This window comes from Methylophaga sp. F-2, assembly GCF_056859315.1.
In genome coordinates, this window is record NZ_JBSXOF010000013.1 from 39,539 (window position 1) to 64,422 (window position 24,884).

At 42.2% G+C, this 24,884-nt stretch carries 22 protein-coding genes and 1 tRNA gene; 17 read left to right on the forward strand and 6 right to left on the reverse strand.

Annotation, left to right across the window (positions count from 1 at the left end; translation table 11 throughout):
* Positions 1-170: 170 nt before the first annotated feature.
* Positions 171-2,348, reverse strand: a complete 2,178-nt coding sequence (gene rnr / locus AC13DA_RS02055) for a ribonuclease R (protein WP_284450634.1) — start codon at positions 2,346-2,348, stop codon at positions 171-173.
* Between the two features lie 40 nt (positions 2,349-2,388).
* On the opposite strand from rnr, the gene AC13DA_RS02060 reads away from it, so the two are divergent.
* From AC13DA_RS02060 to coq7, 4 genes are all read left to right on the forward strand, one after another.
* Positions 2,389-2,475: transfer RNA gene (locus tag AC13DA_RS02060), tRNA-Leu, on the forward strand.
* Between the two features lie 372 nt (positions 2,476-2,847).
* Entirely contained in the window at positions 2,848-3,795 is a 948-nt protein-coding gene (locus AC13DA_RS02065; protein ID WP_007146284.1) for a chemotaxis protein, read from the forward strand.
* Positions 3,796-3,948: 153 nt separating this feature from the next.
* On the forward strand, positions 3,949-5,007 hold the full coding sequence (locus tag AC13DA_RS02070; RefSeq protein WP_284450612.1) for a GGDEF domain-containing protein: 1,059 nt from the start codon (positions 3,949-3,951) through the stop codon (positions 5,005-5,007).
* Between the two features lie 14 nt (positions 5,008-5,021).
* Positions 5,022-5,672 (forward strand): 2-polyprenyl-3-methyl-6-methoxy-1,4-benzoquinone monooxygenase, encoded by a 651-nt coding sequence (coq7, locus tag AC13DA_RS02075; protein WP_273181118.1) that lies wholly within the window; start codon positions 5,022-5,024, stop codon positions 5,670-5,672.
* A gap of 2 nt (positions 5,673-5,674) precedes the next feature.
* On the opposite strand, the gene AC13DA_RS02080 is transcribed toward coq7, so the two are convergent.
* Positions 5,675-5,983, reverse strand: a complete 309-nt coding sequence (locus AC13DA_RS02080) for a PilZ domain-containing protein (protein WP_284450611.1) — start codon at positions 5,981-5,983, stop codon at positions 5,675-5,677.
* Between the two features lie 77 nt (positions 5,984-6,060).
* Here AC13DA_RS02080 and AC13DA_RS02085 point away from each other — a divergent pair, with 77 nt between their 5' ends.
* The 5 genes from AC13DA_RS02085 (at position 6,061) to AC13DA_RS02105 (ending at position 11,591) form a co-directional block, all read left to right on the forward strand.
* A complete protein-coding gene (locus AC13DA_RS02085) occupies positions 6,061-8,451 on the forward strand; it encodes a Lon protease family protein (RefSeq protein ID WP_482945836.1) in 2,391 nt (796 codons plus the stop codon).
* Between the two features lie 70 nt (positions 8,452-8,521).
* A complete protein-coding gene (locus tag AC13DA_RS02090) occupies positions 8,522-8,929 on the forward strand; it encodes a hypothetical protein (RefSeq protein WP_007146279.1) in 408 nt (135 codons plus the stop codon).
* Positions 8,930-9,026: 97 nt separating this feature from the next.
* Positions 9,027-10,265: a hypothetical protein gene (locus tag AC13DA_RS02095; RefSeq protein ID WP_284450608.1), complete on the forward strand. Its 1,239-nt coding sequence runs from the start codon at positions 9,027-9,029 to the stop codon at positions 10,263-10,265.
* Between the two features lie 48 nt (positions 10,266-10,313).
* Positions 10,314-10,946 carry an MBL fold metallo-hydrolase gene (locus AC13DA_RS02100; protein ID WP_482945837.1) on the forward strand — a complete coding sequence of 211 codons (633 nt, stop codon included), beginning with the start codon at positions 10,314-10,316 and terminating at the stop codon, positions 10,944-10,946.
* Between the two features lie 15 nt (positions 10,947-10,961).
* Positions 10,962-11,591: a carbonic anhydrase gene (locus AC13DA_RS02105; protein WP_007146276.1), complete on the forward strand. Its 630-nt coding sequence runs from the start codon at positions 10,962-10,964 to the stop codon at positions 11,589-11,591.
* Positions 11,592-11,616: 25 nt separating this feature from the next.
* Here AC13DA_RS02105 and AC13DA_RS02110 read toward each other — a convergent pair whose 3' ends face one another.
* On the reverse strand, positions 11,617-12,156 hold the full coding sequence (locus AC13DA_RS02110; RefSeq protein ID WP_284450607.1) for an outer membrane protein assembly factor BamE: 540 nt from the start codon (positions 12,154-12,156) through the stop codon (positions 11,617-11,619).
* Positions 12,157-12,234: 78 nt separating this feature from the next.
* On the opposite strand from AC13DA_RS02110, the gene fur reads away from it, so the two are divergent.
* Complete coding sequence (gene fur / locus AC13DA_RS02115) at positions 12,235-12,651, forward strand: ferric iron uptake transcriptional regulator (RefSeq protein WP_007146274.1); 417 nt, start codon at positions 12,235-12,237, stop codon at positions 12,649-12,651.
* A 13-nt stretch (positions 12,652-12,664) separates the two neighbouring features.
* Here fur and recN read toward each other — a convergent pair whose 3' ends face one another.
* Together recN and AC13DA_RS02125 are read right to left on the reverse strand one after the other, a co-directional pair.
* Positions 12,665-14,338: a DNA repair protein RecN gene (gene recN / locus AC13DA_RS02120; RefSeq protein ID WP_284450606.1), complete on the reverse strand. Its 1,674-nt coding sequence runs from the start codon at positions 14,336-14,338 to the stop codon at positions 12,665-12,667.
* Positions 14,332-15,207, reverse strand: coding sequence for an NAD(+) kinase (locus AC13DA_RS02125; protein WP_007146272.1), 876 nt, complete (start codon positions 15,205-15,207; stop codon positions 14,332-14,334). The genes recN and AC13DA_RS02125 overlap by 7 nt, the downstream gene beginning before the upstream one ends.
* Positions 15,208-15,376: 169 nt before the next feature.
* Between AC13DA_RS02125 and ndk the strand changes: the two genes are divergently transcribed.
* Genes ndk through pgi form a run of 7 tightly spaced genes read left to right on the forward strand, consistent with a single transcriptional unit; the run spans position 15,377 to position 22,631 of the window.
* Positions 15,377-15,808 (forward strand): nucleoside-diphosphate kinase, encoded by a 432-nt coding sequence (gene ndk, locus AC13DA_RS02130; protein ID WP_273181108.1) that lies wholly within the window; start codon positions 15,377-15,379, stop codon positions 15,806-15,808.
* Positions 15,809-15,817: 9 nt separating this feature from the next.
* Positions 15,818-16,918 carry a dual-specificity RNA methyltransferase RlmN gene (gene rlmN, locus AC13DA_RS02135; protein WP_273181106.1) on the forward strand — a complete coding sequence of 367 codons (1,101 nt, stop codon included), beginning with the start codon at positions 15,818-15,820 and terminating at the stop codon, positions 16,916-16,918.
* Positions 16,915-17,682 (forward strand): type IV pilus biogenesis/stability protein PilW, encoded by a 768-nt coding sequence (pilW, locus tag AC13DA_RS02140; RefSeq protein WP_007146269.1) that lies wholly within the window; start codon positions 16,915-16,917, stop codon positions 17,680-17,682. Before rlmN ends, pilW begins: the two co-directional genes overlap by 4 nt.
* The gene (locus AC13DA_RS02145) at positions 17,682-18,578 is read left to right on the forward strand and encodes a RodZ domain-containing protein (RefSeq protein ID WP_284450605.1); all 897 of its coding nucleotides are present in this window, start codon (positions 17,682-17,684) and stop codon (positions 18,576-18,578) included. Before pilW ends, AC13DA_RS02145 begins: the two co-directional genes overlap by 1 nt.
* Complete coding sequence (gene ispG / locus AC13DA_RS02150) at positions 18,575-19,705, forward strand: flavodoxin-dependent (E)-4-hydroxy-3-methylbut-2-enyl-diphosphate synthase (protein ID WP_007146267.1); 1,131 nt, start codon at positions 18,575-18,577, stop codon at positions 19,703-19,705. Before AC13DA_RS02145 ends, ispG begins: the two co-directional genes overlap by 4 nt.
* Positions 19,706-19,707: 2 nt before the next feature.
* Positions 19,708-20,964: a histidine--tRNA ligase gene (gene hisS, locus AC13DA_RS02155; RefSeq protein WP_284450604.1), complete on the forward strand. Its 1,257-nt coding sequence runs from the start codon at positions 19,708-19,710 to the stop codon at positions 20,962-20,964.
* A gap of 29 nt (positions 20,965-20,993) precedes the next feature.
* On the forward strand, positions 20,994-22,631 hold the full coding sequence (pgi, locus tag AC13DA_RS02160; RefSeq protein WP_284450603.1) for a glucose-6-phosphate isomerase: 1,638 nt from the start codon (positions 20,994-20,996) through the stop codon (positions 22,629-22,631).
* A gap of 59 nt (positions 22,632-22,690) precedes the next feature.
* On the opposite strand, the gene glgB is transcribed toward pgi, so the two are convergent.
* Complete coding sequence (gene glgB, locus AC13DA_RS02165; protein WP_413661952.1) at positions 22,691-24,865, reverse strand: 1,4-alpha-glucan branching protein GlgB; 2,175 nt, start codon at positions 24,863-24,865, stop codon at positions 22,691-22,693.
* Between the last annotated feature and the right edge of the window lie 19 nt (positions 24,866-24,884).

A 24,884-nucleotide genomic window follows, 5' to 3' on the forward strand; every position in this document is an offset into this window, starting at 1 on the left:
GTTTGAGGTGTGGATGACTTAGGATGCCGACCTCAAGAAAGACGATAATTCTACTGTGATTATTTTTCTGGTCAAGGAAAATCTCTGTTTAGATGCAAAATAACACGATGTCTTACTCGTCTGATATCGAAACAAATGGCTGTTATTGTTTCTCATAACAGCCATTTATATTATTTCGTCTCAACTAATTCCAAATCAATTTTTTTCTCATCAAGATCGACGCGAACCACTTTAACTTTTAATGTATCTCCTAATCGATACACTTTGCGCGTTCGCTCACCGGTAAGGCGGTGACCTGTCGGGTCAAACTGGTAATAATCATTTTTCAGCGAGGTGACATGGACCAAACCTTCTATATAAATATCACTCAGCTCGACAAATAAGCCAAAGCCGGTGACGCCACTTATTACGCCGTCATGAACTTCACCAACACGATCACGCATGTATTCGCATTTAAGCCAGTCACTGACATCTCTGGTGGCTTCATCAGCACGACGACTGGTCATTGAGCAATGTTCACCGAGTTGAGCCATTTCCTCATAGGAATAACGCCATTTTTTATCTTTTCTCTGGCTGAGAACGTGGCGAATTGCCCGATGCACTAAGAGATCAGGATAACGACGAATAGGTGAAGTGAAGTGGGCGTATGCCTCAAGCGCTAAGCCAAAGTGTCCCACATTATCCGGGCTATAAACGGCTTGCTTCATGCTTCGGAGCATCACGGTCTGTAACAAGTGACCGTCAGGGCGTTTACTCGCGGTAGCTAATAAGGAGGCATAGTGACGCGGTTCTGGTTCTTCACCACCCCCTAAAAATAAACCGAGTTCACCTAAAAAGTCTCTCAGACCAGAGAGTTTTTCTTCTGAAGGTGTTTCGTGAATGCGATATAAAACAGGCAGTTTACTTTCCAGCAGGAATAATGCCGCACTGACATTGGCTGCAATCATAAACTCTTCAATAAGACGGTGAGCATCATTACGCTCGCGTGGTTCTATTGACTTGATCTTTCTGTTTTCATCAAAAATGAATTGGGTTTCTGTCATCTCAAAGTCAATAGCACCACGTTCATGACGGGCTTCTAGCATGACTTTATATAAGTCATACATTGTTTCGATGGCAGGTAATACATGTTGGTATTGTTCGCGTAATGCTGTGTCATTATCAACCAGCATCGCCGCCACTTTGTCATACGTTAACCGGGCTTTGGAGTGCATCACGGCTTCATGGAAATGGTAAGAGACAGTTTTCCCTGTCTGATCAATTTCCATTTCACAGACCATACAGAGTCTATCGACTTCTGGATTCAGTGAGCACAAACCATTAGATAGTGCTTCAGGCAGCATGGGGATAACTTGACTTGGGAAATAGACGGAAGTGCCTCTTTCCTGTGCGTCCTGATCCAGCGGGCTGTTCGGCAGAACGTAATGTGAGACATCGGCGATAGCCACCCATAAACGCCAGTTGCCTGACTCGAGTTTTTCAGCGTACACAGCATCGTCAAAATCTCTGGCATCCGCGCCATCAATAGTGACAAGTGGCATATCACGAAGGTCAAGTCTGCCATCGATGGCAGCTTCAGGAATTGTTTCACCTAGATTGTTCGCTTGTTCCTCAGCCTGAGGTGACCATTCATGTGGTAATTCAAAGGCACGGAGAGCAATATCAATTTCCATGCCCGGTGCCATATGGTCACCCAGTACATTAACTATCTTTCCTAATGGAGAACGATGCTTGTTGGGCTGTTCAGTAATTTCAGCCTCAACAATTTGATTGACTTGTGCATTCATTAAATCGCTGGGTGGAATTAGAATGTCTTGGCTGATTCTGCGATTATTGGGGATAAGATAAAAAATTCCGGCATCCTGAACCAGGCGGCCGACAATGCGCTCGTTACTGCGTTTTACTACCTCAACAATAGCGCCTTCTTTACGGCCTTTTCTATCGGTTCCGGTGATACGAGCCAAAGCTCGGTCACCATGAAGCACCATTCGCATTTCACGTTCGGTCAGGAAGAGGTCATCGCCGCCTTCATCAGGAATAAGAAAGCCATAGCCTTCAGGGTGGCCCATAACGCGACCACTGATAAGGTTCATCTTGGATACGACGCCATAGGCGCCTTTTCTGTTGCGAAGAAGTTGGCCGTCACGTTCCATTGCGCGCAGACGACGGCGTAATGCTTCGTTTGCATCTTCACCTTTAACATCAATCAGTTTAGCGATGTTTTTGCGCGATAATGGGGTGTTGTTTTGTTTGAGAATGTCTAAGATAAATTCACGACTGGGGATGGGGTTGTCGTATTTTTCGGCTTCTCTATCGAAAAAGGGATCGTTTTCGTTATTATTGGTCATTGACAGTTTTTGTTTCACTCTGTATCTTTGCGCGTCTGTTGCCCAGGTGGCGGAATTGGTAGACGCGCTAGCTTCAGGTGCTAGTGTACTTATGTACGTGGGAGTTCGAGTCTCCCCCTGGGCACCATTCCGACAGCATTCTGTTGCTGTATATATCTCGATTTTCAATTGTATTCTATTTCTAAAGTCATTATTGAACAATCTTTAAACGACTTTAGTGCCCTACTCTAACAATCATCTAATTTTACTGCCAGTCAATTCTGTTCGTGCATCTTATATCTGCAGCTCCGTGTATTGCTTCCAGCAAAAACGTCTTCTTGATAGATGAATAATTTTTCTCTGGTAGCTAACATAACTTCATGATTTAATTGCTGCTTGTTAGCACACCCGATAAATTTTCAGATAATGTGGCTAACTCTGCTCAAGCTTTCGTGCTAATGTCCGCTATTAATTTTAGACATATTCACGTTAATTTATCTGAAGTTTTGCGAGAATTCATATGGCCACATTTATTGACTCCATCGACGAGCGCACCAAACTAGCTGGTACAAATCACCTTGAGGTTTTGTTGTTCAGTTTAGGTACAAGTGATGAAACAGGAAGAAATGAACTGTTTGGAATCAATGTTTTTAAAGTCAGGGAAGTATTGAATATTCCTGAGATAACAACAGCGCCGGAAATGCCCGATGGAGTTGAGGGCTTTGTCAGTCTTCGTGGTGATATGGTGCCTATCATCAACCTGCAAAAGTTTTGCAAACTAAGATCTAAAGATAAGCCACGGATTTTAATGATCACTGAATATAACACGCATGTTCAGGGATTCTTGGTCAGCTCTGTTGATACGATTCAACGCTTGAATTGGGAACAAGTTAAAGAACCACCACAACTCATTTCTCAACGCATGGGTGGTTTAGTCACAGCTGTTGCAGAATTGAACGATAAGCGACTGGTCATGATCATGGATGTCGAAAAAGTGCTGGCTGATGCTGGTGACTTTTACGACGAAACGGTGTTTGATGGTATTAGACAAGTCGACAAAAAAGGTCATTATCGATTGCTTTTTGCTGATGATTCAAACATTGCACGCAAGCAGATTACTAAAACTCTAGATGTTATGGGTGTAGAACATATTGGTACAGTAAATGGTGCTGAAGCATGGAAAATGCTGAATAAGATTGCTGCACAATGTGAACAGGAAGGGCGGGATATTACATCTGAAATCCAAATGGTCCTGACAGATGTTGAAATGCCTGAAATGGATGGTTATGTGCTAACACAAAAAATAAAATCAGACCCTAGAATGTCAAATTTACCTGTAATAATGCACTCTTCCCTGACGGCAAAAGCAAACAAAGCAATGGGGGTTGGTGCTGGTGCTGATGACTATGTCTCGAAATTCCAGCCACGTGACTTAGCGGATACACTCTTTAGGTATCTAGAGAGATAAACCAAGGCCCAAGGCGCCAAAATCAAGCTCTAAGCATTGATTTAAATACGGAAAAAGTATATTTTGTCTGATTGAGTATGGATATTTCATACTGGACATTAAGTGAGCGTGCTCAACGTTACCTTAATCTGTGAGCATACAAGGCATGTGGCAATGAATCATAAGAGTATAAGGATCATAGATAATCTTGCAGAAATTACCAGCTATCATGACCGGCATGTACTTGAAAAAAGCCTCCTAAAAACCCTCAATGAACTTTTCCCATCTCAGGACCTGAGATTATTTCGTGTTAGAGAAAACAGTGGTGCTCATGAGTTAAGCTTGTTAGCTTTCTGTGTGAATGGTGTTATTGTTTCAAGCGATGAAAACCCGCGATTAATGACTGAGCAATCTGACCTCAGTGAGACTATTTTCAAAGCCATCAAAAATGCGGATGTGGAACTGACCTCCACAGAAAATGGTAAGTGGAATGTGGTCTATCCTGCTTTCGATGCAAATGGTGTTATTTTCGCTGTACTACTCATCTCAACTGATCTCGTCCCTTCAAATGGTGATCAGAGATTAATTTACGGAATACTCAGAGTCTATTCTAATTATCTAGCATTGATTGAAAAAACACAGAAAGACAAACTTACTGGTTTGTTCAACCGTGAAACTCTTGATAATGAAATTACCAAAATACTGGTGCGACAAGGCTCACACTTCAGTGAGCAGCTGACATCTCCAAACGATTCACGTCGTCGAACTTTTGCTGTGAAGTATTGGCTGGGTGTTATTGATATCGATAATTTTAAAACTATCAATGATAATTTCGGTCATCTATATGGCGATGAAGTCATTATTCTGGTAGCGCGGTTGATGAAATCTGGTGTTATCAGAGACGATGACCTTGTGTATCGCTATGGTGGTGAAGAGTTTGTAGTCGTCCTAAAAGCGCCAGATGAAGAAGATGCTATGCGTACATTTGAGCGTATCAGGGAAATGGTAGCAGCCCATGACTTTCCTCAAATAAATCAAGTGACCATTAGTATTGGTTTTGTTGAGGTTTTTGCTCAACCTTCACCGTCAGACGTCATTGGTGAAGCTGATGAAGCTCTCTACTATGCTAAAGGTAATGGCAGAAACCAGGTTCATAGCTACAGCCGCTTACTGAGAGAAGGTAAAGTCAAACCAGTATCACAAGTCGTGCACGGTGATATCGAGCTATTTTAATATCAGGTAGAGTTATGTTGAATTTGAGACAGTTAAGTATTGTTGACCGTGTCATTATCGAAGTAGATAAAGCCATCACAACAGTATTCGGTCAACCAGAGACCACTCAGCGTGATGTGCCCGGCAGCCATCTCAATGAAACTACCTCGCTGACGTCTTCAGAAAAAAAACATTCAGCGGGATTGATGAGAGTAAATCATTCTGGTGAAGTATCTGCACAAGCTCTATATCAAGGCCAAGCTTTAACAGCTAAATTACCTGAAATACGCCAGGCAATGGAACAGGCTGCATTAGAAGAGAATGACCATCTGGTTTGGTGTGAACAACGCTTAATCACTCTTTCTTCACATCGTAGTGTTCTAAACCCGATATGGTACGCAGGCTCTTTCGCTATTGGAGCTGTTGCAGGAAAGATTGGCGATAAATGGAGCTTGGGTTTTGTTGCTGAAACTGAAAAACAAGTGGTTAAGCATCTTGATGAACATCTACAACAACTCAGCCCAAGTGATATTAAAAGTCGCGCTGTTTTGGAACAAATGCGAGAGGATGAAGGCCATCACAGAAGCATGGCATTGGATGCCGGCGGTGCCGAATTGCCGATACCAGTGAAAATACTCATGTCAATTACCTCAAAAGTGATGACCAAAACAAGCTATTGGATATGAGTTTACTGACTCTGTTCTATTGAAATTGATATCAGATATTGCTCTGCGGCCTCAATATCTGCTTCTACTCTCAACACACGCCCCTGAATAATGAATGGTGAAAATCGGTCATTACCCGTATCCATTACAACCTCTATTTTATCATTTTGAGCAGGTGCAAACTCTGACTGGATAAGTAAACCGCTCGCACTAAGATTTTTACTGATGGCTTGATGTGTTACTTGTGCTTGGCCATTAAGGGAAAATGTAATTGGCGTATCCACTTTCATTCGATGATATGCACGTTTTTCATCATAATCATTTGGTGACATCTGATTCTCCCTTCCTATATTGTCTGTATTATTCAGTCGACCTAAGCTTAAAGTAACTTATTCAAATTGAGAAAACTATGCCTGAGAGCACAAAATTACAAGTCAGTGATTTATATCATCATTGTACGCCAGAGCAATGGACTTTTTCTTCAACTGCAGACCTCAAGGCGACAAATGAAGTCATTGGTCAGCAGCGCGCATTAAACGCTATTGAGTTTGGCAGTCACATTGATGCTGATGGTTATAATTTGTTTGTTATGGGGCCGGCAGGAGTAGGGAAATATACGTTAACTCGGCGCTATCTGGAACAGCATGTTGAACATCTTCCAACCGCGAAAGATTGGGCTTATCTTAATAATTTTAGTGATTCACAAAGACCTTATGCTGTGAGTTTACCAGCAGGACAAGGCAAACAATTACGTCAGGATATTGAAGATGTGATTGATGATTTGAAAGATGAGCTGCCGCAAGCGTTTGATGATGAATATTACCGGGGGCGATTAAGAAGCCTTGATGAGGCAACTCGAAAGCACCGAGTTAGATTGTTTGGTGTGCTACAAAAAGAGGCTGATCGTAAAGGTGTTGTTTTACTGAGGTTACAAGATGGTCATTATGCCTTTGCCGCTCAACATAATGGCGAGGCCATGACCTCAGAAGAGTTTGAGCAGTTACCTGCAGCTCGACAGGAAGAGACAGAGAATGCGATTGCAGACTTGCACGAAGAATTGCAACACACTCTATTAGAGCTGAGAGAGTGGGAAAGAAACAATGCTAAACAGCTTCAGGCGCTGAATGATGAGGTCGCTCTTGAAGTTATCAGTAAGCAAGTCAATAAACTGAAGCACGCTTACCCCAACTCAAGCAAATTACAGCATTATTTTGATGACATGCTAAAAGACATCTGCAGTAATCTGGATGCGTTTTTGAAAGATGAACAATCAGCAGAAGAAGGCATCACAGACATCAATATCCATAAACGCTACCAAATCAACTTAGTCGTTGATAATAGCCAGAATCATGGTGCCCCTATTGTTTATGAAAATTTGCCTAACCATCAAAGTTTGCTTGGATGTATTGAAAACATGGCAATGATGGGAGCACTGGTAACCGACTTTACTCTGATTAAGGCTGGCGCCCTTCACAAGGCCAATGGTGGTTTTTTGATCATAGATGCAGAACAACTCCTTATGCAGCCTTATGGCTGGGAAGGGCTGAAACGAGCATTAAAATCGCGTGAGGTCAGATTTGATGCCTTAGAGCAAATTTATAGTCTTGTGGCGACAGTGTCATTGGATCCAGAGCCTATCCCTTTAGAACTGAAGGTCGTTTTACTGGGGGATAGAGAACTGTATTACCTCTTATACGATATGGACCCGGAATTTGCTGGTTTGTTTAAAGTCGTGGCCGATTTTGAAGATGAAATGCCACGCAGTATTGAGAATGACGTCTTATTTGCCCAAATGATGGCAAGCACAATTGAAAAGTACAAATTAATTGATTTTGATAAACATGCTGTTGCCAGGGTGATAGAGCATAGTGCCAGAACTATTGAGGATAGCCAGAAAATATCTTTACACATGGGGAGTATGGCTGATTTATTACGGGAAGCTTCTTTTATGGCGAAGCAGGAAAAGAGCCAACTCGTTAGCAGAGATAATGTCCAAAGTGCCATCAAGTTAAGAGAGCAAAGGCTGGATCGCTTACGGAGCCAGATTTATCAGCAAATAGAACGAAATATTATCGATATCTCAACATCAGGAGCAGTGATTGGGCAGATAAACGCATTATCTGTGTTGGGGATCGGTGGGTTCAGCTTTGGCCAACCTTCTCGAGTGACTGTTTCAGCACGTTATGGTGATGACAATATCATTGATATTGAACGAGAAGTCGATTTAGGCGGAGATATTCACTCTAAAGGTGTATTGATTCTTAGTGGTTACCTCGGACGGACCTATGCTTCTGATAATCCATTGTCCATGTCAGCGAGTATTGTGTTTGAACAAAACTATGGTGAAGTAGATGGTGACAGTGCTACTGTGGTAGAACTCTGTGCTTTGTTATCCTCTATAGCCAATATTCCTATGAAGCAGTCTATTGCTATCACCGGCTCCATGAATCAGATGGGGCAAGTGCAAGCCATTGGTGGTGTGAACGAAAAAATTGAAGGTTTCTATGATATTTGTCGTCTGACTGAATTAACAGGAGAACAGGGCGTTATTATTCCGGCTACAAATGTGCAGCATTTAATGCTGCGTGATGATGTTATCCAAGCAGTTGAGGATGGCAAGTTTCATATTTACGGTATAAGCCATGTCAATCAAGCATTAGCCTTATTATCAGGAATAGACGCAGGGGAATATGATGAAGAATCTGGATTTCCTGAAAAAACATTCAATGCTCAGGTGATGGCTCAAATCCAGAAGTGGGGGGATCATAACCGTAATGACAAAGACGCATCTGCAGAATAAATTGTTATTGAAGACTTTGTCATCGATGACGATAACCCGAACATGAACTAGATTTTTACGGAGTAGGTACATGCAAAGGTTGAGTATTTTTTTATGTCTTGTCTTAATATTTTCATCGAAAACTAATGCCTTGACACTACCTCCTGTACCCTCAGAACCGATTTATTTCGAGCCGCCAGTTGTGACGGCTGATCAGAAAATGCAGGACATGAGTTGTTATCAGGTAGATAAAGCCATCAATCAGTTGCATCCATACCGATATACGTACAAACCGACTTTTTATAAGGATGATGCCAATAAAGCGGCGACCGCTTTGGTGATGATTGATACCATACCGATTGTACAAGGCTGGTTGGGATTGGGGTATTTAGGGTATTCTGCGCTTGTGGAAGAGAAAGAAGATAGACGACAGTTACAAGTAGAGCAACAGATTTCAGCTTTGCAACGCATAAAAGCTGAAAAACATTGTTATGAATAAAACTGATCTTAATCAAATATCATACTGATTTTGTTGTGAACTTGAGTAAAAGTCATGTACTATCAAATTACTTAAATGCCCAGCAGAGGTAAGAAATATGACTAGCACGTTTGAAATCAAAGCAAAGTGGTACGAAGCTAATCTTAAGACAGCGAGAGAGTCCAGAAGCAAATGGTATGAGGCTAACCTGAAACCTTCTATCAATATTGCAAAACCTTGGTACAACGCCAATAAACGTCCAGCAAAGGATGTTGAGATTCCTTGGTATAAAGCGAATCTGGTTGAGCATATTGAAACAAAAAATAAATGGTATGCTGCTAATCTCCAACAGGCGGTTCAATCTGTACGTGCCACACGTAAATGGTACGAAGCAAACAAAAGCCAATCTGAGGTTGAAAAACGTTGGCAACATTTCAGTGAAGAAATGTACAGTGATGTAAAAAAAGCTTGGATGCGCGTAAACCTGGATCAGGCTCGTCAAAAACGTATCAAGTGGTACGAAGCCAATCTCGATAACACACCAACTGAAAAACATTGGTATGAGTTTAGTGATGAAAAATATTCAGACACTAAAAAGAAATGGTATGAAGCCAATCTACAAACTGCTCGTGTTAATCATAGTAAGTGGTATGAGGCGAATATTCATCCTGATCCACATGCTGAAATTAAACAACGCTGGTATGAGTCAAATCTGAGTTTAATTCGTACTCGTCAAATTAAATCAAAATGGTTTGCAGACAATGCAGCTATCGCAAGAGAAAACCAGAAGTGGTATGAAGCAAATCAGCGACCAGCAAAAGTAACTGATACTCCCTGGTATGAAGCGAATATCGCCGCCCACATTCATACTAAAAATAAATGGTATGAAGCTAATCTGAAATCAGCAGTGGCTGCTGTTCGTGCTGAGCGCAGTAAATGGTATGAAGCTAATGATAATCAACCCACACAGGCTCATTGGTATGACTTTAAAGAAGCCAACGATACTGAGTGGAAGTTAGCATTCCGTGAAGCAAACCTAAAACAAGCTCGCGAGAAACGTATCAAGTGGTACGAAGCGAATCTTGATAACACACCAACTGAAAAACATTGGTATGAAATCAGTGATGACTTAACGACTGAAACACACAAGAAATGGTATGAGGCTAATCTGCAGAAAGCGCGGATCAGCCATAACAAGTGGTATGAAGCGAATATGCATCCGGATCCACATGCGGATATTAAGAAAAAATGGTACGAGGCTAACCTCGACTTGGCGAGAACTCAGAAAGTGAAAAGTGATTGGTTCAAGCAGAATATGATTACTGCTCGTGAATCAAGCAAAAAGTGGGACAAATAATACGTAGAGACAACTCTAACGTAAGGCGTCAACGGTGATGGATTTTAGATGTTAAAAATCGAATGTATCACCGTTGGCGCCTTTTTTGTGAATACCTATTTGATCATTGATGAAGCAACAAATGAAGCTGCGATCATTGATACCGGTGAGACAAATGAGCTTGCCGAGTATCTTGAGGAAAAGCGTGGGCAGTTTAAGCTAACAAAAATTTTACTCACTCATGGGCATCTCGACCACGCCGGTTCTTTAGTCCAAATTCAGAATTGTTTTGATGCTGAAACATATCTCCCCAGACTAGAAAAAATCCTGTTTGATACCTTACCGCAACAAGGTGACTGGTTTGGTGCCCCTCATATGAATCGTCCATGCGGTAGAATAGACCGTTTAGTTGATGATGGTGATGTTATAAACTTAGGTGAAACACAGTTAAGATTTATATCTACTCCAGGGCATACACCAGGACAAGGTTGTTACTATACGAGCAGTGATATTTTTGTGGGTGATACCTTGTTTGCTGGGAGTGTTGGGAGAACAGATCTACCAATGGGCAATGCAGCATTGATGCAACAGAGCTTGAGAAAACTGCTTGCTTTACCAGATGACTTAGTTGTGCATTCAGGCCACGGACCAACCACCACCTTAGCTAATGAAAAACGCCACAACCCATTTTTACAATTTTGAGATAACAAAAATAAGATGCCTACTACGTATAAATTATTAGAGGGTTTTTCTCGATTCAAGAAAACGTATTTTGGTGATGATAAAGCGCTCTATGACAGCATGAAAACAGGGCAGCCAACTAAAATACTTATGATTGCATGTTGTGATTCACGTGTAGATCCGGCTATTTTGACTGACTGTGATCCCGGCGATATTTTTACAGTGAGAAACGTTGCAAACTTAGTACCACCATGTGAAACAGACAATAATCATCATGGTACCAGTTCGGCTTTGGAGTTTGCCGTTAATGCGCTGAAAGTCGAAAGCATTGTGGTGATGGGGCATGGGAATTGTGGCGGGATCCGCGCTTTGTGGCAAAGTGAAGGTGTGGAAGATTCAAAATTTATTCACCGTTGGGTATCGATTGCACAAAATGCGAAAGATTGGGTAAAAGTGAATCATAAACAAGAACATGAGAGTGTTCAGCTAAAATTGTGTGAACAGCGAGCTGTCCTTGTTTCTTTGCAAAACCTGATGACATTTGAGTGCATCAAAGAACGGGTTGAAGCAGGTACGCTCAGATTACACGGGTGGTATTTCGATCTCGATAAAGGTGAGCTAATGTGCTACAACCCCACGACTGATGAGTTTGAAAAACCAGTATAAACAAAGGCGCCAAAGGCGCCTTTTTTTATTGAATATCTGTATCGGGAACCTGTTGTTGATCAATTTCTGGCTTCGCAGGATTTGTACCTTCGATAACTTCTACATCTTCATCATCGTCGCCCAGACCTACCAAGCTTTTCATTTTAGAGAAAAGTCCTGATTTTTTCTCAGTGAGAGGAACAATAACATTTTTATCCTGACGTTCTACTTGAGGTAAATCGGCTTTCGCCACAGTCCGAGTATCACCATCAATACGTATCAGCTTATCTGCCTCATCAAAGTGAAGTGTAATTCTGCGCTGCTCACGATCTTCACCGCCAGGTTGGTAGCTGTAGAGGTAGTCCCAACGATTAGGATGAAAAGTGTCAATTAGTAGTGGTGTTCCCATGACATAAGCAACTTGATTTTTGGTCATACCAGGTTCAAGTTGATTGAGCATTTCTTGAGTAACATCATTACCTTGCTGAATGTCGATGCGGTAAACACCGGGGATTTTATCAGTGCTACAAGCTGACAACGATAAAAGAACTGCCAAGGAAAGGCTGTAAACAACGGAGCTTTTCATTTAGTATTAATTTCTGTAGTTAATTACCAATCTGCGATGATACTCTATTCGCAGCATTTCTACGAGGCAACAATAATAATGGAAAGACAAGATTTACGAAAAGCTGGATTAAAAGTGACGCTGCCAAGACTAAAAGTTTTGGAGATTCTGGAAACCTCTGAATTACGTCACATGAGTGCGGAAGATGTCTATAAGGCATTACTGGATATGGGAGAAGAAATTGGTTTAGCAACGGTTTATCGTGTGCTGACACAATTTGAAGGTGCAGGCTTAGTTTCAAGACTGAGCATTGAAGGCGGACATGCTGTATTCGAACTACAAGATGGCAGTCATCATGACCATCTTTTATGTGTTCGCTGTAATCGCATTGAAGAATTCGTTGATGAAGTGATTGAACAACGTCAACGTGCTATTGCTAAAGAAAAAGGGTTTGAGATGACTGACCATAGCTTGTATATCTATGGCATTTGTCGTCTGTGTCAAAAAGAACAATAGCTTTGGGTTATTTTTATTGTTGAGCCTGATCCAACATTTCTTCTGCGTGAGAGCGTGTTTTTTGGGTCAGGTTCACGCCACCTAACATTCTGGCAATTTCTTCAATTCGTTGTTGTCTGTCGAGCTTATCAACAACAATGTGCGTGCTGTCATCTAAATGTTTCTTGTTCACTTGTAGCTGATGATGCGCTTGCGCAGCGACTTGAGGTAAATGAGTAATACAGATGACTTGCTGCGTAGTTGCCAGTTTTCTTAGGTGTTGCCCAACGACTTCCGCAACGCTTCCACCTATGCCTACATCAACTTCATCAAAAATTAAGGTTGGAACAGTGCGTTTTCCTGCTGTGACAACTTGAATTGCCAGACTAATCCGTGCCAGCTCACCACCGGAAGCTACTTTTGCCAGCTCACCTGATGGTTGTCCTGGGTTCGTTCTAACTAGGATACGAACGCTGTCCATACCATGTTCTGAGAATTTTTCATCACTATTAGCAACGACTTCGATGTCTATTTCGCCGGAAGGAATTGCCAGCTGTTTGATTGATGCTGAAATCTGTTTAGCTAGTGGTTTGGCTGATTTGACTCTTTTTTCGTGTATTTCACGGCTTAATGCAAGGCAATTTGCCTCTTTGTTTGATAAGGCTTTCTGCAGTTCGGCAAGATGGACTTCACTATTGGAAAGCCTTTCCAGCTCTGTACTTAATTCTTCATATAGTGCGGGGAGTTGTTCAACCTCGACATGATGCTTACGCGCAATATCGTGAAGTTGTGACAATTCATCTTCGATCGCGTTCAAACGAGCCGGATCAAGATCGATATGATCCAGATAATGCCGCAAGTCATTTGCTGTTTCATCGAGGTTGATAATGGCGGCGTTAAGCGTTTCAACGGCGCTGGCAAAGCGTGGTTCAAGATCTTGTAGTTTCTCGAGCTCACTTAATGTGTGATTGATAATATCGTAGGCCGCTGCTTGTTCTTCATCAAAAATGCGATGTAAACCGGCTTCGGCCACACTAATGAGCTGGGAGGCATTGGCAAGTTGACTCTGTTGCTGAAGAAGGTCTTGAATATGCGTTTGTGTTAACTGAAAGCTTTCCAGCTCTGATACCTGATACTGCAGTAATTCTTGTTTTGCCTTTTGCTCTTCAGCCTGGCTTTGCAGTAGCTCAAGTTCTTGCTGAGATGCTGACCAGTCGCGATAGGCTGTTTTTAAGTTATTCAGTAAGGCTTTATTGTCTGCGACAATGTCTAAAATTTCTCGTTGTGTTTGTGGCCGAATTAATGATTGATGTGCATGTTGACCATGAATATCAATACTGCGTTCACTGACTTCTTTCAACAAGGCTAGCGGGACCGCACGACCGTTAATATACCCCTTAGAGCGGCCGTCACGGCTTATCGTACGGCGTAAATGACATTGTTCATCTTCGTCTAGCTCATTTTCTTGTAACCATTTAGCCAGGGTCGTGTTGTTGTCTAAATTAAAATCAGCTTCAATTTCAGCACGTTCGGCACCATGGCGAATCATGTTTGAATCTGCGCGGTCACCAAGTACCAGACTAAGTGCATCAACCAGCATTGATTTACCCGCACCAGTCTCACCGGTTAGCGATGTCATACCAGGTTCAAATGTCAGAGCGAGATCTTCTACAACGGCTAAATTCCTAACAGTCAGACTGATTAGCATGTTAACTTTCTTCCCCATTCCAGTTTGGCGCGGAGAATAGAATAATGGTCGTGATCTTCAAGATGCAATAGTCTGATTCGACTTTCGTGTTTTTCTATGCGAACAGTCTGGCCTGGTTGTAAAACCAGCCCAGGACGTCCGTCACACGTCACCATGGCTGTAGTGATGTTGTTTTCACTTAATGTAATTTCAATCACATTATTGGCAGAAATGACTAAAGGACGGTTACTTAATGTGTGGGGACAGACTGAAGCTAAAACGACAACATCCAGATCAACATCAAGAATAGGCCCACCTGCTGACATGGCGTAGGCTGTTGAGCCTGTTGGGGTAGAGACAACAATCCCATCGGCACGCTGACTATTCAGAAAACGGCCGTTGATATGAGTTTCAAACTCAATCATATGTAAATTCTGATGAGAATGAATGACGACATCATTCATGGCAATGCTGGGTGTTTTTGTCGAATTTTTTATGGTTGCGTTGAGTAAAAAACGTCTATCATCACGGTAGTGGCCACAAAGAATAGCATCAAGTTGGTGTGCTAAATTCGTTAATGTGACATCAGCCAGAAAACCGAGTCTACCCACATTGATACCTACCACTGGCATATTTGTGCCAGCCAGTGCCCGTGATGCAGAAAGCAGGGTACCATCACCACCAATCGCAATTGTCAGGTCACAATGGGTTTTGAATTCTTTAATTGAAATAACATCCAGTGACGGTAAAAATGACAGTGGCTCATTACACACCACGGTTAAATCCCGTGTTGCCAGAAATTCGTTTACCTGCTCAACCGCATTTTCCATAACAGGGTCGTCTTTACGAATAAAAAGTCCGATGCGCTTAAATGCAGATTGGGTAGTCAAAATGGCTTCCTATGGTTACTAAATAGTCATCTGATAGTAATGCTTTTGCCATAAAATCCAAAGTAAAAACAGATTTAACGTGATTTGTTTCACAACATTGATATTAGATGGCTGAGAAATGCTAGAATATCAGGATTTTCTTGACTCAAATTAAATATAGAGGAATAACATGGCGATTGAACGCACTCTTTCTATCATCAAACCTGATGCTGTTGCAAAAAATGTCATTGGTGAAATTTACACGCGCTTTGAAAAAGCAGGCTTAAAAATTGTGGCTGCAAAAATGATGCACCTGTCACAAGAAAAAGCGGAAGGCTTTTACGCGGAACACAAAGAACGTCCTTTTTTCAAAGACCTCGTCAGCTTTATGACTTCTGGACCCGTTATCGTTCAAGTACTGGAAGGTGAAAATGCGGTTTTAACTCACCGTGATCTGATGGGTGCAACAAACCCAGCTGAAGCCGCTGCAGGTACAATTCGTGCTGATTTCGCTCAAAGCATTGATGAAAATGCGGTACATGGTTCTGACTCAGTTGAAAGTGCTGCACGTGAAGTGTCTTACTTCTTCGCTGATGATGAAGTTTGCGCCCGTACACGCTAAGAGTAATTTATGACTGAACGCACGAATCTTCTGGGATTAGACCTGCATGGTCTGGAAGCGTTTTTCGTCGAATTAGACGAAAAACCTTTCCGTGCTCGTCAGCTTTTACAGTGGATCCATAAATATCGGATCACTGACTTTGCTGAGATGAGTAATCTGAGCAAAGCACTAAGAGAAAAATTGCAGGCGGTTGCTGAAATTAAATTGCCTGAAGTGATGCACGAACATATCTCTCAGGATGGCACACGTAAATGGATTATTAAACTCTCCTGTGGCAATGCTATCGAGACGGTTTTTATTCCCGAAAGTGGGAGAGGAACCTTATGTGTATCTTCTCAAGTCGGCTGCGCGTTGACCTGTACATTTTGCTCAACAGCCCAACAAGGTTTTAATCGCAATCTGGATGCTGCAGAAATCATTGCGCAGTTATGGATTGCCAATGAAGCTTTAGGTAAAGATCCCAAAGGTAACCGAGTTGTCACCAATGTGGTGATGATGGGAATGGGGGAGCCGTTGGCTAACTATAGTAATGTTGTCACCGCTATGAACTTGATGCGTGATGATTTTGGTTATGGTATTTCATGGCGGCGATTGACATTGAGTACCTCTGGAATAGTACCGATGATTGATAAACTTCGCGAAGATTGTCATGTGAGTTTGGCCATTTCATTACACGCGGCTAATGATGAGTTAAGAAATCAAATTGTTCCGATTAACCAGAAGTACCCGATTGCAGAGTTATTAGCGGCTTGCAAGCGTTATGTCGTCGGTCAGCAGCGACGTCATATTACTGTCGAATATGTGATGTTGGATGGTATTAATGATTCCATCCAGGATGCAAAAGACTTGGTTCGACTTTTAAAAGGTTTACCAAACAAAATTAATTTGATCCCTTTTAATCCGTTTCCTGGAACACATTACAAATGTTCTTCGCGTAATCAGATTGTCAGGTTTCAGCAATATTTGATCGATCAAGGTCTCGTTGCTACGGTTAGAAAAACTCGAGGTGATGATATTGTCGCTGCCTGTGGTCAGCTTGCTGGCGAAGTACAGGATAAGTCACGTCGAAGTGAACGTATGCGAGCTCAGGAGGTTGTGTTTCATCGATGAGTAATCGCGTCAGTTTTGCTTTAATTTTGATAGCGTTTTTTGTTCTCACTGCGTGTAATAGTACCGGTGGTACGAGAAGCGAATATGTTGCAAAGGATGCAAAAGCTGCTGACATTAACATGCGTCTTGGCTTGAATTACATGCAGCGTGGTGATTACAAAATTGCCTTGGAAAAATTAGAAAAAGCGTTAAAGCAAAATCCTAATTTATCCAGTGCGCATAACACGATTGCACTTCTCTATCAGTACTTAGGTGAGAACGATAAAGCAGAAGAACATTTCGAAAGGGCTGTTCAACTAGAACCCGATTATTCAGAAGCACAAAATAACTACGGTGTTTTTTTATGTCAGCAGTCTAGATATGATGAAGCTGAGAAACGCTTTCTTAAGGCATTAGAAAATCCACTGTACTCCAGTGCTGCTCTGGCTTATGAAAATGCCGGGCTTTGTACGGAAAAAGCAGGGGCTACAGATCGAGCGGAAGGTTATTTCCGTAAAGCATTACAAATGGCGCCAAGATTACCTAAGTCCTTATTAAAAATGGCTTCTATCAGTTATCAACAACAAAATTATTTACAGGCCAGAGGCTATATTCAACGCTTTCAGCAAGCGGCTAGTTGGACGCCACAAGCCCTTTTGTTGGGGATCAAAATTGAAACTAAATTAGCTGATAAAAACGCTGTATCCAGCTATAAACTTATTTTGCGTTCTCGTTTTCCTGATTCGGATGAGATGCGTATTGTTAACCAAGGGCTTGTTGAGTGATGAGTGATTTGAATGACGATTTTGTAGTGACTTCGAATACCCCGAGTCTTGGAGCACGTCTTCAGCAGGCACGTGAAAATAAAAAATTATCCGTAGCAGAAGTGGCAACACAGCTCCGTTTAACCAGAGATATTATTATTTATCTCGAAAATCAGCAGTGGGATAAACTGCATGGACGGACATATGCTCGTGGCTATTTTGCCAGCTATGTGAAATTTTTGGGTTTACCTCAGGAAGAAATGCTAGCTGTCTTTAATGACGAGTATTTACTGGTTGATGATGAGCCAAGACTGGTTAAGACTCTCGGCGCTGTAGAACAAAAACCATTCCCCTGGTTGATGATTATTTTTCTACTTGCCGGCACCTTTATTATTTGGTCAGCTTACCAACAGTGGCAAACCAATCAAACGTCAACCTCTAGCGAAGCGGATGAGGTTGGTTCAGTAGTTCCGGATAAAACTGAACTTGATAAACCGGCTGATCAAGAGACTGTTACTAGTCATGAACCGGTAGCGGATTCGCCTGACTTAATGCCAGAAGATGACACTGCTGGTGCAGTCGAACCCGATAACAGTGCGGTTGATTCAGCTGAGGATACGGATATTGCTGATGTGGCCAATACGGCGTCAGAATCAGCATCAGAACCTCAACAAAATATCCTCAAAATGTCTTTTAGTGGCGACTGCTGGGTTGAAGTAACTGATACGGCGATGAATGTCTTATTAAGCCAAGTCATGAAAGCCAAACAATCTGTTGAGTTAAAAAGTGAACTGCCAGTAAAAATTTTATTAGGTAAAGCAGATTTTGCTGATGTTACTTACAACAGTAAACCTGTTGATCTGGCGCCATACACACAGGGCAATGTCGCAAAACTGACGTTAGGAGCTCAGTCATGATGGAAAATACGACAGTCAATATTCAGCGGAGAAAATCCAGACAGATAATGGTCGGTAATGTTGCTGTTGGTGGTGATGCACCTGTTGCAGTTCAAAGTATGACAAATACTGAGACGACTGATGTCGCCGCCACTGTAGCTCAAATTAAGGCATTACAAAATGTAGGCGCTGATATTGTGCGTGTTTCTGTGCCTACCATGGATGCTGCAGAAGCCTTCGGTAAAATTAAACAACAAGTCTCTATTCCGCTGGTAGCTGATATCCATTTTGATTACAAAATTGCGCTACGTGTTGCGGAACTTGGTGTCGATTGTCTGCGAATTAACCCGGGTAATATCGGACGGGAAGAACGTGTCCGTGCTGTTGTCGATAGTGCACGTGATCACGGCATTCCTATTCGTATTGGTGTGAATGCGGGGTCTTTAGAAAAAGAATTACAGAAAAAATATGGTGAGCCTACTCCAGATGCTTTAGTTGAATCGGCGTTGAGACATATTGATATTCTGGATAGGTTGAACTATCCCGATTTTAAAGTCAGTCTAAAAGCATCTGATGTGTTTATGACAGTGCATGCATACAGAAAACTTGCTCAGCAGATTGAACAACCACTGCATTTAGGGATCACGGAAGCCGGTGGTTTGCGTTCTGGTTCAGTCAAGTCAGCGATAGGCCTGGGAATGCTACTATCTGAAGGCATTGGCGATACCATTCGTGTTTCACTTGCTGCAGATCCTGTAGAAGAAATCAAAGTCGGCTTTGATATTTTAAAAAGCTTGCGAATTCGTAGTAAAGGTATCAACTTAATTGCCTGTCCTTCATGCTCTCGTCAGCAATTCGATGTCATTTCTACAGTTAATGCTCTTGAAGCCAGACTTGAAGATATTACAGAGCCGATGGATGTGGCTGTTATTGGCTGTGTTGTAAATGGTCCAGGTGAAGCGAAAGAAGCGGCCATTGGTTTGACAGGCGGTACACCCAATTTGCTCTATGTCGATGGAAAGCCAAACCATAAAGTAGAAAATGAGGCTTTGGTGGACGAGCTGGAGCAGCAAATACGCAAGCGTATTGAAATACAAAAACAACAACAAAGTAATATTAAAACAATACCGATAAAGGATATTAGTTAGACGTGGCAGAGATTATCCGCTCTATCAGGGGGATGAACGATATTCTCCCTGAAGCAACCCCATACTGGCAAGTGATAGAAACTATCTTAAAAGATGTTCTTGCTGGTTATGGATATCAAGAAATTCGTTTCCCAATTGTTGAAAAAACAGAGCTTTTTAAACGTTCCATCGGTGAAGTCACTGATATCGTCGAAAAAGAAATGTATACCTTTGAGGATCGCAATGGCGAGAGTTTGACGCTACGTCCGGAAGGTACGGCTGGCTGTGTTCGTGCAGCCATGCAAAACGGTTTACTCAATCAAACACAGCGTCTCTGGTATATGGGTCCCATGTTCCGTCATGAACGTCCGCAAAAAGGCCGTTATCGCCAGTTCCATCAAATAGGTGTTGAAGCCTATGGGTTTAATGGCCCTGATATCGATGCTGAGATGATTATGCTGACGGCGAGGCTATGGAAAGCATTAGGCTTGAAAGGTGTAACGTTACAGATAAACTCATTAGGCAGCACAGAAGCTCGCTTAGCCTACCGTGAAGTATTAATTGCCTACTTTGAACAACATCAGTCAGAACTTGATGATGATAGTCAGCGCCGTTTACATTCGAATCCTCTGCGGATTCTGGATAGTAAAAATCCAGAGATGCAAGCGCTCAATGACGCTGCACCCAAATTAATCGATTATCTGGATGAAGAATCTAAGCAACATTTTGAACAGTTATGTCAGATACTCGACAGTGTCGATATTGCCTATGAAATTAATCCAAGACTGGTCAGAGGTTTGGATTATTACGGTAAAACTGTATTCGAATGGGTTACGGATCAGCTTGGCTCACAAGGTACAGTCTGTGCAGGCGGTCGTTATGATGGCTTAGTAGCTCAGCTGGGAGGCAAAGAGGCTACAGCAATTGGGTTTGCTATTGGTTTAGAGCGCCTTGTGGCTCTGCTTGAAGCAACTGACGCTCTACCTGAAATAAAGCAAACTGATGCGTATTTAGTCGCCGTAGGTGAACAAGCCATGACACAGGCCGCGTTATTAACCGAACGCTTACGTGATGAGCTTCCTGGTATAAGGTTGATAAGCCATTGCGGTGGTGGTAGTTTTAAAAGCCAATTCAAACGCGCTGATCGAAGTGGAGCTCGTTGGACACTTATTCTGGGGGATGAAGAAGTGTCTAACCAAACAATCGGTATTAAAACCATGGCGACAGGGGAGCAGCAGACCATAAAATGGGCTGAACTGCCTTCATTCCTCAGTCAATAATTATAACTAATACAAGAAATCTAAGAACTATGACACCTTTGAATATACCTGAATGGCAGTCTTTGGTCAGACACTATTCTGACCTGAAATTTGTATCCATGCGTGAGCAGTTTGCGCTTGACTCAAACCGGTTTGAACGATTTTCTATCAAAAGTGGTGATTTGTTACTGGACTATTCCAAAAACCGTATTACTCAAGAAACAGTAGATAAGTTAATCCAGTTAGCTGAAGCCGTTGAAATTCAGGACTGGATTGAGCGTATGTTCAAAGGTGAAGCCATAAACCATACAGAAGGTCGGGCTGTATTACACACCGCGCTTCGAAATCGAAGTAATACACCGGTGATGGTGGACGGCAAAGATGTTATGCCAATGGTCAACGCTGTGCTTGATAAAATGCGTAATTTTTGTGAGCAGGTACATAGTGGCACGTGGTTAGGGTTCTCAGGTAAAAAGATTACAGACATTGTTAATATCGGCATCGGCGGCTCCGATTTAGGGCCTGCCATGATTTGTGATGCACTTGAGCCTTATGGTATTGATGGCATGGGTGTGCATTTTGTGTCTAATGTTGATGGCACAGATTTAAGCACAACCTTAGAAAAATTAAACCCTGAAACGACCTTATTTGTTGTTGCCTCAAAAACCTTCACCACTCAGGAAACGATTACAAATGCTCACTCAGCACGTAATTGGTTTTTGAAACAAGGTAAACAAGAAGATGTAGCAAAACATTTTGTTGCTGTCTCAACCAATGCTGATGAAGTCGCTAAATTTGGTATTGATACTGCCAATATGTTTGAAATCTGGGACTGGGTCGGTGGCCGCTATTCCTTGTGGAGTGCCATTGGTCTGCCGATCGCTCTATATACTGGTATGGATAATTTTGAGCGTTTGCTTAATGGTGGTCATCAGATGGATAACCATTTCCGTCAGCAACCATTGAAAGAAAATATCCCAGTGATCATGGGTATGTTGGGTATTTGGTATGTGAATTTCTTTAATTCACAAACCCAGGCGATTGTACCTTATGATCACTCACTCGCTCGTTTCCCTAGCCATATGCAACAGCTGGATATGGAAAGTAACGGTAAATTTATTAACCGTTCTGGCGCACGTATCAACTATAAAACCGGTCCTGTTATTTGGGGTACACCGGGTACTAATGGCCAACATGCCTATTTTCAGTTGATTCATCAAGGTACACAGTTAATCCCAGTAGATTTTGTCTTGCCGGTGAATAGTCATTATCCAGAATGTGATCATCAGTCTATTCTATTAGCAAATGGCCTGGCGCAAGCCGAAGCGCTAATGAAAGGTAAAACAGCTGAAGAAGTGCGTGCTGAGCTGGTTAAAGAAGGTTATGAAGGCAAAGAGCTTGAAGCGCTGTTACCTCATAAAGTTTTCCCTGGAAACCGACCAAGTAACGTCTTGTTATTTCCTAAACTTACCCCAGAAATGTTGGGACAATTAGTGGCATTGTATGAACATAAAGTGTTTGTACAAGGTGTGGTCTGGAATATTAATTCTTTTGACCAATGGGGTGTTGAACTTGGTAAACAGTTAGCTAAAGCGATTGTTCCTGAACTGAAAGATGATGCAGAGATTTCAGCTCACGACAGCTCAACAACACATCTGATTAGACTCATTCGCGAGTTAAGACAGTAAGTAAATCTCAATAGCTTATTCCTCCTGATAGAGCAGGAGGAATAAGCCTATCTTTTCGTTCAATGTTTCTTTTGCAAAATCAGCCCGGATAATGGCGGTAGATTGAGTTGTATTGAATATGGTCTGTCTGACCACGCTGTTTGTTCAGCACTGATAACAGGCAGATTATGGTAATTGCTACCCGCGTAATACTCAGAGTCTGAATTGATAATGATTTCGTAATCACCCAGTTCAGGTACGCCGAGACGGTAGTTGTCTCGTGGAACGGGTGTAAAGTTGAATACAGCAATAATAAATTCTTCATTATTTTTGCGTAAATAACTCAGAATGGAATGTTCCCTGTCATTACAATCAATCCATTCAAAGCCTTGTGATTCAAATTCGTGTTTATACAATGCTGGCAGACTTTTATAAGTATTGTTGAGATCCGCCACCAGTTTTTTCAGTCCCTGATGTACTGGATAATCAAGTACATACCAATCCAAATCTTTTTCACAGTTCCATTCGCTGCCCTGACCAAATTCACATCCCATAAACAGCAGTTTTTTGCCTGGATAGCTGAACATGAAGGTATAGAGCATGCGTAAGTTAGCAAAGCGTTGCCATTCATCACCCGGCATTTTGTAGATCATCGGACGTTTGCCATGCACAACTTCATCATGAGAGAAAGGTAAAACAAAGTTTTCTGTGAATGCGTAGAGCAGGCCAAAGGTCAGATCATCGTGATGATAGCGACGATGAATGGGATCTTGTTGCATATATTCTAAAATATCGTGCATCCAGCCCATATTCCATTTCATAGAAAAACCGAGACCACCGATATCTGTTGGCCGAGAAATCATTGGGTAGGAGGTAGACTCTTCAGCCGTGATAATACAACCAGGGTGCTCACTGTGTAATACGCTGTTAACGTGTTTGAAAAACTCGATAACTTCGAGGTTTTCACGGCCACCATATTGGTTTGGAAGCCACTCTCCTTCTTTTCTTGAATAATCCAGATACAACATAGAGGCTACTGCATCGACACGAAGCCCATCGATATGGAATTCTTCCAACCAGTAAAAAGCACTCGATAATAAGAAGTTAAATACTTCTTTTCTGCCATAGTTAAAGATAAGTGTGCCCCAATCCTGGTGTTCGCCGCGTCGGGGATCTGCATGTTCATACAATGCTGTCCCATCAAATTTAGCAAGTCCATGCGAGTCTTTAGGAAAGTGGCCCGGAACCCAGTCTAAGATCACGCCAATATCGTGTTGGTGACATTGATCGACAAAATAGCGGAAGTCATCGGGGCTGCCGAAGCGACTGGTTGGCGCAAAGTAGCCGGTAGTTTGATAACCCCATGAGATATCCAAAGGATGTTCGGTAATCGGTAACAATTCAATATGAGTAAACCCCATCTCGTTGACATACGGCACAAGCTCGTCGGCTAACTCACGATAGTTGTAAAAACCTCCATCCTGATGGCGTTTCCATGAACCGAGATGGACTTCGTAGATGGAATGGGGGGTGTGGAGCCAGTTACTTCGTTCTCGGGTTGTAAGCCATTCCTCATCACTCCATTGGTGTTTGCTTGGGTGGGTAATGATGGAGGCGGTGCCGGGTCTTAATTCACATTGTTGTCCATAAGGATCCATTTTCAGGTGCAGTGAGCCACCTTGGCGACTCCTAATTTCAAACTTATAGAGTTCACCCGGCATGAGTTCAGGAATAAAAATTTCCCATACACCGGTTGCTCCTCTTACTCTCATAGGATGGCGTCGACCATCCCATTGGTTGAAATTACCGACAACACTTACACGTTCCGCACCTGGGGCCCATGTGGCGAATAAGGTGCCTTTAATCCCTTCAACTTCGTAGTAGTGCGCACCCAGAATTTTATAGGCATGCCAATGCTTACCTTCAGAAAAAAGGTGAAGGTCATAGTCTGATATTTGCGGCATGATACTGTAGGGATCATGGTAAGCCACTTGCTCACCGTTATGGCAGTGACGATGTATTTTATAAGGCCAAGTAATTTTTTCCTGAGGACCTTTCCAAACAAAAAAATCACTACCTTCAACGCGTTGCATTGGGAGTTTGCCGTCAATAGTAGCGGTTTCTGTATCTGGTAAAAAAGCGCGGATTTCAGCTTGACCGGCATTCTGATGAAGGCCCAGCACGCTAAATGGGTCATGATGACGAGCTTCTATAATTTTAATGATGTCTTCATTCAAATTGTTGTCAAAAATCATCGTCATACTGTCCTGTAAA

Bases quoted from the DNA above. Each gene is read 5' to 3' on its own strand.
- AC13DA_RS02085 (WP_482945836.1), top strand. From the start codon at position 6,061: ATGCCTGAGAGCACAAAATTACAAGTCAGTGATTTATATCATCATTGT.
- rlmN (WP_273181106.1), top strand. From the start codon at position 15,818: ATGACTGAACGCACGAATCTTCTGGGATTAGACCTGCATGGTCTGGAA.
- recN (WP_284450606.1), bottom strand. From the start codon at position 14,338: ATGCTAATCAGTCTGACTGTTAGGAATTTAGCCGTTGTAGAAGATCTC.
- AC13DA_RS02110 (WP_284450607.1), bottom strand. From the start codon at position 12,156: ATGAAAAGCTCCGTTGTTTACAGCCTTTCCTTGGCAGTTCTTTTATCG.
- pgi (WP_284450603.1), top strand. From the start codon at position 20,994: ATGACACCTTTGAATATACCTGAATGGCAGTCTTTGGTCAGACACTAT.
- rnr (WP_284450634.1), bottom strand. From the start codon at position 2,348: ATGACCAATAATAACGAAAACGATCCCTTTTTCGATAGAGAAGCCGAA.
- fur (WP_007146274.1), top strand. From the start codon at position 12,235: ATGGAAAGACAAGATTTACGAAAAGCTGGATTAAAAGTGACGCTGCCA.
- AC13DA_RS02105 (WP_007146276.1), top strand. From the start codon at position 10,962: ATGCCTACTACGTATAAATTATTAGAGGGTTTTTCTCGATTCAAGAAA.
- glgB (WP_413661952.1), bottom strand. From the start codon at position 24,865: ATGATTTTTGACAACAATTTGAATGAAGACATCATTAAAATTATAGAA.
- pilW (WP_007146269.1), top strand. From the start codon at position 16,915: ATGAGTAATCGCGTCAGTTTTGCTTTAATTTTGATAGCGTTTTTTGTT.
- AC13DA_RS02070 (WP_284450612.1), top strand. From the start codon at position 3,949: ATGAATCATAAGAGTATAAGGATCATAGATAATCTTGCAGAAATTACC.
- AC13DA_RS02065 (WP_007146284.1), top strand. From the start codon at position 2,848: ATGGCCACATTTATTGACTCCATCGACGAGCGCACCAAACTAGCTGGT.
- ispG (WP_007146267.1), top strand. From the start codon at position 18,575: ATGATGGAAAATACGACAGTCAATATTCAGCGGAGAAAATCCAGACAG.
- ndk (WP_273181108.1), top strand. From the start codon at position 15,377: ATGGCGATTGAACGCACTCTTTCTATCATCAAACCTGATGCTGTTGCA.
- coq7 (WP_273181118.1), top strand. From the start codon at position 5,022: ATGTTGAATTTGAGACAGTTAAGTATTGTTGACCGTGTCATTATCGAA.
- AC13DA_RS02100 (WP_482945837.1), top strand. From the start codon at position 10,314: ATGTTAAAAATCGAATGTATCACCGTTGGCGCCTTTTTTGTGAATACC.
- AC13DA_RS02080 (WP_284450611.1), bottom strand. From the start codon at position 5,983: ATGTCACCAAATGATTATGATGAAAAACGTGCATATCATCGAATGAAA.
- AC13DA_RS02095 (WP_284450608.1), top strand. From the start codon at position 9,027: ATGACTAGCACGTTTGAAATCAAAGCAAAGTGGTACGAAGCTAATCTT.
- AC13DA_RS02090 (WP_007146279.1), top strand. From the start codon at position 8,522: ATGCAAAGGTTGAGTATTTTTTTATGTCTTGTCTTAATATTTTCATCG.
- AC13DA_RS02145 (WP_284450605.1), top strand. From the start codon at position 17,682: ATGAGTGATTTGAATGACGATTTTGTAGTGACTTCGAATACCCCGAGT.